Annotated in this window: 4 protein-coding genes and 2 pseudogenes; 2 read left to right on the plus strand and 4 right to left on the minus strand. The window is 62.7% G+C overall.

From position 1 onward, the window contains the following. The first annotated feature begins 105 nt into the window (after positions 1–105). Positions 106–1,560: a glutamate synthase subunit beta gene (locus tag C7441_RS22750; RefSeq protein WP_109614835.1), complete on the plus strand. Its 1,455-nt coding sequence runs from the start codon at positions 106–108 to the stop codon at positions 1,558–1,560. A gap of 97 nt (positions 1,561–1,657) precedes the next feature. Here C7441_RS22750 and C7441_RS22755 read toward each other — a convergent pair whose 3' ends face one another. Together C7441_RS22755 and C7441_RS22760 are read right to left on the minus strand one after the other, a co-directional pair. Next, on the minus strand, positions 1,658–2,917 hold the full coding sequence (locus C7441_RS22755) for an SGNH/GDSL hydrolase family protein (RefSeq protein WP_170125238.1): 1,260 nt from the start codon (positions 2,915–2,917) through the stop codon (positions 1,658–1,660). Between the two features lie 38 nt (positions 2,918–2,955). Continuing rightward, positions 2,956–4,182: a lytic murein transglycosylase gene (locus C7441_RS22760; RefSeq protein WP_109614837.1), complete on the minus strand. Its 1,227-nt coding sequence runs from the start codon at positions 4,180–4,182 to the stop codon at positions 2,956–2,958. Between the two features lie 210 nt (positions 4,183–4,392). Between C7441_RS22760 and galU the strand changes: the two genes are divergently transcribed. After that, positions 4,393–5,298 carry a UTP--glucose-1-phosphate uridylyltransferase GalU gene (gene galU / locus C7441_RS22765; RefSeq protein ID WP_019171010.1) on the plus strand — a complete coding sequence of 302 codons (906 nt, stop codon included), beginning with the start codon at positions 4,393–4,395 and terminating at the stop codon, positions 5,296–5,298. A 33-nt stretch (positions 5,299–5,331) separates the two neighbouring features. Here galU and C7441_RS22770 read toward each other — a convergent pair. Both C7441_RS22770 and C7441_RS22775 read right to left on the minus strand, forming a co-directional pair. Next, positions 5,332–5,838 (minus strand): annotated as a pseudogene (locus tag C7441_RS22770) (outer membrane beta-barrel protein); the annotation flags it as partial. Positions 5,839–5,845: 7 nt separating this feature from the next. Then, positions 5,846–6,000, minus strand: a pseudogene (locus tag C7441_RS22775) (IS630 family transposase); the annotation flags it as partial.

Genomic DNA, 6,000 nt, shown 5'->3' on the forward strand with positions numbered 1-6,000 from the left:
CTTTCGCGCGAGGCGGCGGGCGGCAGAGGTTCCGCCCGGATCGTCATCCTCACCGACTGCGTTTGACGCCGTTTTTTTGCGGCCCCACGAACAAGAGTTTTTGAAATGGGCAAGGTTACAGGTTTTCTCGAGATCGACCGGCAGGTGCACAAGTATCAGCCTGCCGCCGATCGCATTCGCCATTTTCGCGAATTCACGCTGCCGCTATCGGACAAGGAAGTGGAAAAGCAGGCAGCGCGCTGCATGGATTGCGGCGTGCCCTTCTGTCACGGACCGACCGGCTGCCCGATCCACAACCAGATTCCGGACTGGAACGACCTCGTCTACAATGGCGATTGGGAGAGTGCGATCCGCAATCTGCATTCGACCAACAACTTCCCCGAATTCACCGGCCGCGTCTGCCCCGCACCTTGTGAGGAGGCGTGCACGCTGAACCTCGAGGACATTCCGGTCGCGATCAAGACGGTCGAGCAGGCGCTCGCCGACAAGGCCTATGAGCTTGGCATGATCCGCCCCCGGCCGGCGGAGACGAAGACGGGCAGGCGCGTGGCCATCATCGGCTCGGGCCCGGCCGGCATGGCCGCCGCCCAGCAGCTTGGCCGGGTCGGCCACGAGGTGCATGTCTATGAGCGCGAAAGCCGTCCGGGCGGGTTGCTGCGCTACGGCATTCCCGATTTCAAGATGGAGAAGCACCATATCGACCGCCGCGTCGAGCAGATGCAGGGCGAGGGCGTGACCTTCTTCTGCAACGTCAATGTCGGTGTCGACAAAAAGGTGTCGGAACTTCTGGCCGAATATGACGCGGTGCTCTACTGCGGCGGTTCCGAAACCCCGCGCGCGGCCAATATTCCCGGCGACAATCTCCAGGGCGTGTTCGATGCGATGCCTTATCTGGTCCAGCAGAACAAGCGGGTTGCGCAGGAGGATATCCAGTCCACTGCCTGGGCCGGCGAGCCGATTTTAGCTGGCGGTCAGCAGGTCGTGGTGGTGGGCGGCGGCGACACCGCTTCCGACTGCATCGGCACGGCATTCCGGCAGGGTGCGGTGCGTGTGACGCAGCTCGACATTCGTCCGCAGCCGCCGGAAAAGGAAAACAAGCTCGCCGTCTGGCCCTATTGGGCGACCAAGATGCGCACCTCGTCTTCGCAGGCCGAGGGCGCGGAACGCGAGTTCCAGGTTGCAACGCTGGAATTCATCGGCGAGGACGGTCAGCTCACCGGCGTGAAATGCTGCGAGGTGGATGACAGGCGCAAGCCGATCGCCGGCACCGAATTCGTCATTCGTGCCGATATCGCCTTTATCGCCATCGGCTTTGCCGGTCCGATCTCAGGCGGGGTAGTGGACGAACTGGGCGGCGCGTTGAAGACCGGTGTCGACAGCCGTCGCTCGACCAATGTCGTCGCCAGCGAGCATGACTATCGTACCAGCATCGACAAGCTCTATGCGGCGGGCGACGTGCGGCGCGGCCAGTCACTGGTGGTATGGGCGATCCGCGAGGGCCGCCAGGCCGCCCGCGCGATCGACGAGGCGTTGATGGGCGCAAGCGTCCTTCCGCGCTGACACTATGCGAAAGCAAAAATGAGAGGGGCACGCAATTGGTGCCCCTTTCCGTTTCCGGATGGGTGACAGCGGACCGTTGCAACCTGGGTCCGTGACGTCAGGGGGCGGCCGTGATAACGGGCTTGCCACGACGGGCTGCCACCGTGGGCGGCGGTGTCGAACCCGGAGGCAGCATGAAATCGTCGGCGCGGCCGGGTGAGGGCGCAGACGCGATGCCCTTGACGAGCAGTTTGCCGCCGGGCGAATCCGAAGTTTCCGGCTTGACCTCCATCTGCGCGCCGAGCAGTTCGTTGCCGCCGTCGAGCGCCGGATCGTTCAGCGAAATGGGTGCGGTTCGATCGACGGGTGCTGCATTTTTAAGGTCGGTTGCCGTGCCGGAAGCGGGCGCCGACAGGCCGGCTGCAGGGGTTTCGGTGACACCCAGAATCTTGTTCAGCGGCTTCTCGGCGTAGAAAGCGAGCTTGCGCTTGCCTGCCTTGGTGAAATTTATGCCGTCGTCGGAACGCAGGCGCACGGGCTGGCCTTCCACATCCGGCCCGTTGATCACGAAGGCGCCATTCTCGTCGACGAAGCCGTCCCACACATCCACGAACTCCGCCCCGGCCGTATCGGCGGCAGCGTGATAGACGTCGTTGAAGGCCAGCATGTCGGCCGTCATCTTGGAGAATTTGAAGGCCGGCACCCCGACCCAGACGAAAGGTATCTTCCTGTCCGAGATGACCTTGGCGAGCGCTTCGGCGCGGCGCTCATACTCCCTGGTCCAGTTGTCGCTGCGCGGTGTCTCGCTTACTCCGGCAACGCGCATCTGCTGGCGGTCGTTGGAGCCCAGCATGACGACGACCACGGCCGGCTTTTCCGCATCGAGCAGCGCGCCGGCTTCCTTGGGCCAGTCATAATAGTCGTCGCGCACGAAGCCGGACGAGCCCTTTGTGCGGTCGATGACCCTGACCTTCGGGTTTTGGGCATAAACAGTATCCAGCCCGTCGGCGAGCCCGCCGCCGAGGAAATCGCCGATGACGAGAACCACCTTGGCATCATCCTGCTTCTCGACGGCGGCAGGCGCTGCCGGCTCTGCGGGCGCAGCAGAGCGCGGCTTGGTAATTGCCGCGCCTTCGTTGCTCTTTCGCACCTTGGGTTTGGTGCGGCGCTTCGAGCGGGCGGCGGGCACTTCCGCCGGCGGCTCGTAATAGCGTGGCTCGCGGCGTGGAAAGAACAGGTCGCGCAACGACCATGGGCGATAGGAGGGCTCCTGCGCCTGCGCAAAGGAAGGCACCGACAGGCCGGTCACCAGCACGGCCAGCGCCAGAAATAGCGCTGGAATTCGTGTCGGCAACGGAAGCCGCGATCTCGGTGGCATGTTGGTTCCCTCCGGTGTCGCAACGGGCGCGGAAGGCGTCAGCGCTTCCTCAGCACCGAGAGCACTTCCATGCTCGGATGGCCATCCTGTTCCATGCCGGCCTTGGCCTGGAACGCCATGATTGCCGCTCGCGAGCCCTGGCCTATCTTACCGTCGAACTTGCCATCGTAATAGCCATAAGCCGAAAGGCGCTGCTGGAGTTCCTGCTTTTCCTCGAAGCTGAGCTTGGTGAAGGGCCGGTTCCAGTCGCGCACAAGGCCGCCATAGCCGGCGATCTCGTCGGCCAGAAGACCCACGGCCAGAGCGTATTTGTCGGCATTGTTGTAGCGCTTCAGCACCGAGAAATTCTTGGTGACGAGGAAGGCAGGTCCCTGACGGCCATCCGGCACCTTCAGCTCGGCGATATCGGAGCTGCTTGGGAAGGGTTTGCTTCTGGCGCGGGTTAGGCCGAGGCCTTGCCACTTCGCCAGCGACAGCGAGCCGGCCGGGAACTTGCGTCCTGCCGGCAGCGTCACCTCGTAGCCCCAGGTGCGGCCGGTCTGCCAGCCGTTCTTGTGCAGCAGGTTGGCGGCTGTGGCCAGCGCATCCGGTATCGAGTTCCAGATGTCGCGCTTGCCGTTGCCGTCCATGTCCACCGCATAGTGCTGATAGCTGGTCGGAATGAATTGGGTATGACCCATGGCGCCGGCCCAGGAGCCCATCAGATGGCTTTCGTCGATGTCGCCGCTCTGCAGGATCTTCAGCGCCGAGATGAGCTGGGTGCGTGCGAATTTGGCGCGGCGCTTATCGGCATAGGCCAGCGTTGCCAGCGAGCGCACGACATTGCGCATCACCTGGTCGTTCTTGAGGATTTCGCCATAATTCGATTCCATCGACCAGATGGCCAGCAGAATATGGCGGTCGACGCCGAAGCGGGCCTCGATGCGGTCGAGCCACGGCTTCCACTTGCGCGCCATGGCGCGGCCGGTCGCCACCGACTGATCATGCACGCGGTTGTCGAAATAGTCCCAAACCGGCGCGGTGAATTCTGGCTGGTAACGGGCCTTCTCCAGCACTTCCGCATCGACATCGCGCACATTGCGGAACGCACGGTCGAAGGTGGCTTTGGAAATGCCGCTTTGCGTGGCGGTGCTGCGGAACCCGGCGATCCAGCGCTGGAAGCCGGCATCCGCCGATGCGGGACTCGCTGAAAGGAGCAGGGCGAGCGACAGGCCGGCAGCCGCAGCGAAACTCGCCAGGCGTGTTGCGGTCTTGCGAACGAGCATATGTCCCTCCTTAAGGATGATTGGAAGACTCATTCATCGCCGAACGCGGTTATCAATCGGTTTACCATAGGCAGATTCGGACGATGAAACGTCCCCCAAAGTGCTGCCGTGATCGGGCGCGCACCCAGAGCGTTCAATATTCATCAATTTCGTCATGAAAATGTCTTGCACCGTGATAGTAGTGCTATTGCCTCACGAGATATTGCCGTTATGAAAAAAGTCAGAAAAGCCGTTTTCCCGGTTGCCGGTCTCGGTACGCGTTTCCTGCCTGCCACCAAATCCATTCCCAAGGAGATGCTGACGGTCGTCGACCGGCCGGTCATCCAATATGTGGTCGATGAGGCGCGCGAGGCCGGTATCGAGCATTTCATCTTCGTGACGGGCCGCAACAAGGCTGTCATCGAGGACCACTTCGACGTGCAGTTCGAGCTCTATGACACGCTGGCGCAGCGCGGCAAGGACGACCAGCTCTCGCGCCTGCAGCGGCTGCAACCGGCTCCGGGGCAGACCAGCTTCACCCGCCAGCAGGTGCCGCTCGGCCTTGGCCATGCGGTCTGGTGCGCGCGCGATCTGGTCGGCAACGAGCCTTTCGCCCTGCTTCTGCCGGACATGATCATGCAGATGGACCAGAGCTGCCTGAAGCAGATGGTCGAGCTTTACGAGCAGACCGGCAGCAACATCGTGGCGGTTCAGGAATGCGATCCGGCCGAGACGCACAAATACGGCATCGTCGGGCGCGGGCGCGAGGTTCATTCCGGCTTCGAGATCACCGGCATGGTGGAGAAGCCAAAGCCGGGCACGTCGCCGTCGAACCTCTACATCAATGGCCGCTACATATTGCAGCCCGAGATCTTCGACATATTGGAAGGGCAGGAAAAGGGCGCGGGCAACGAAATCCAGCTCACCGACGCCATGCTGAAGCTCGAGAAAGAGCAGCCTTTCTACGGCTATCACTATCAGGGTCGCACCTTCGATTGCGGTTCGCCCGAGGGTTTCGTGGAAGCCAATGTCGCCTTTGCGCTGTGGCGCCCGGACATGCACGAGAATGTCGCCGACATGCTGGAGCGGATGCTGCGCGACCTGCGCCCGATGGAACGACGCAGGGCACAGCGATAGGGCCTTGCCGGGGAAGGGTAAGAAGAACCCTTCTTATCTTTGCACGGTCATGCCCACGAACACGCTGTTGGCGTCATAGTCGCGGTAGGGCAGGTTGCTGCGCAGGCGTTCGTGACGCAGCCGGCCGGTGAGGCCGGCATAACGGTTCAGCCACCACGTCGCGCCGGCTTCGGCGCTGAAGATCGTGTCATGGCCGTTCGAGCCGGAATAATCCCGATAGCCGAAGCCGAGTGCCGCATTGGCGGTCAGGTTGGCGCGGATTTCGCGTTCGGCGGAAAGCCGTAGCGAATGCAGCAGCGAGCCGCTTTCGCCCGCGACGGTGGAGCCCTCCGCCTCCGTCGATGCGGCAAGGTGGATGATCGTGCCGCGCTCGGGCGACCAGTTCATGGCGGCGGCAATGGTCGGGCCCGATACCGGGCGCAGCCGGTCATCGTCGAAGCTTTCGCGCAGCCAGCCGGCGGAAAATTCACCCGACAACTTCTCGCCCATGTCCAGCGCCAGCCCGGCCCGCGCGCCGATCCTGTCCGAGGAGCGCTCATAGAGTCCTTCACGTTTTGACGGAAGCGTATCCTGCGTTTGCGAGATAGTTTTGGCATTCGTCAGCTTCGATGGTTGTTACGAGGTGTCCGACCTGGCGCCAGGTGTCCTCGATAGTTCGCTTCTGGGCCATTCGCATCCAATGCTTGATTTTAGCGAAGGCCT

Source organism: Pseudaminobacter salicylatoxidans (assembly GCF_003148475.1).
GTDB classification, from domain to species: Bacteria; Pseudomonadota; Alphaproteobacteria; order Rhizobiales; family Rhizobiaceae; genus Pseudaminobacter; species Pseudaminobacter salicylatoxidans.

Coding starts and splice junctions, on each gene's coding strand:
- galU (WP_019171010.1), top strand. CDS start 4,393: ATGAAAAAAGTCAGAAAAGCCGTTTTCCCGGTTGCCGGTCTCGGTACG.
- C7441_RS22755 (WP_170125238.1), bottom strand. CDS start 2,917: ATGCCACCGAGATCGCGGCTTCCGTTGCCGACACGAATTCCAGCGCTA.
- C7441_RS22760 (WP_109614837.1), bottom strand. CDS start 4,182: ATGCTCGTTCGCAAGACCGCAACACGCCTGGCGAGTTTCGCTGCGGCT.
- C7441_RS22750 (WP_109614835.1), top strand. CDS start 106: ATGGGCAAGGTTACAGGTTTTCTCGAGATCGACCGGCAGGTGCACAAG.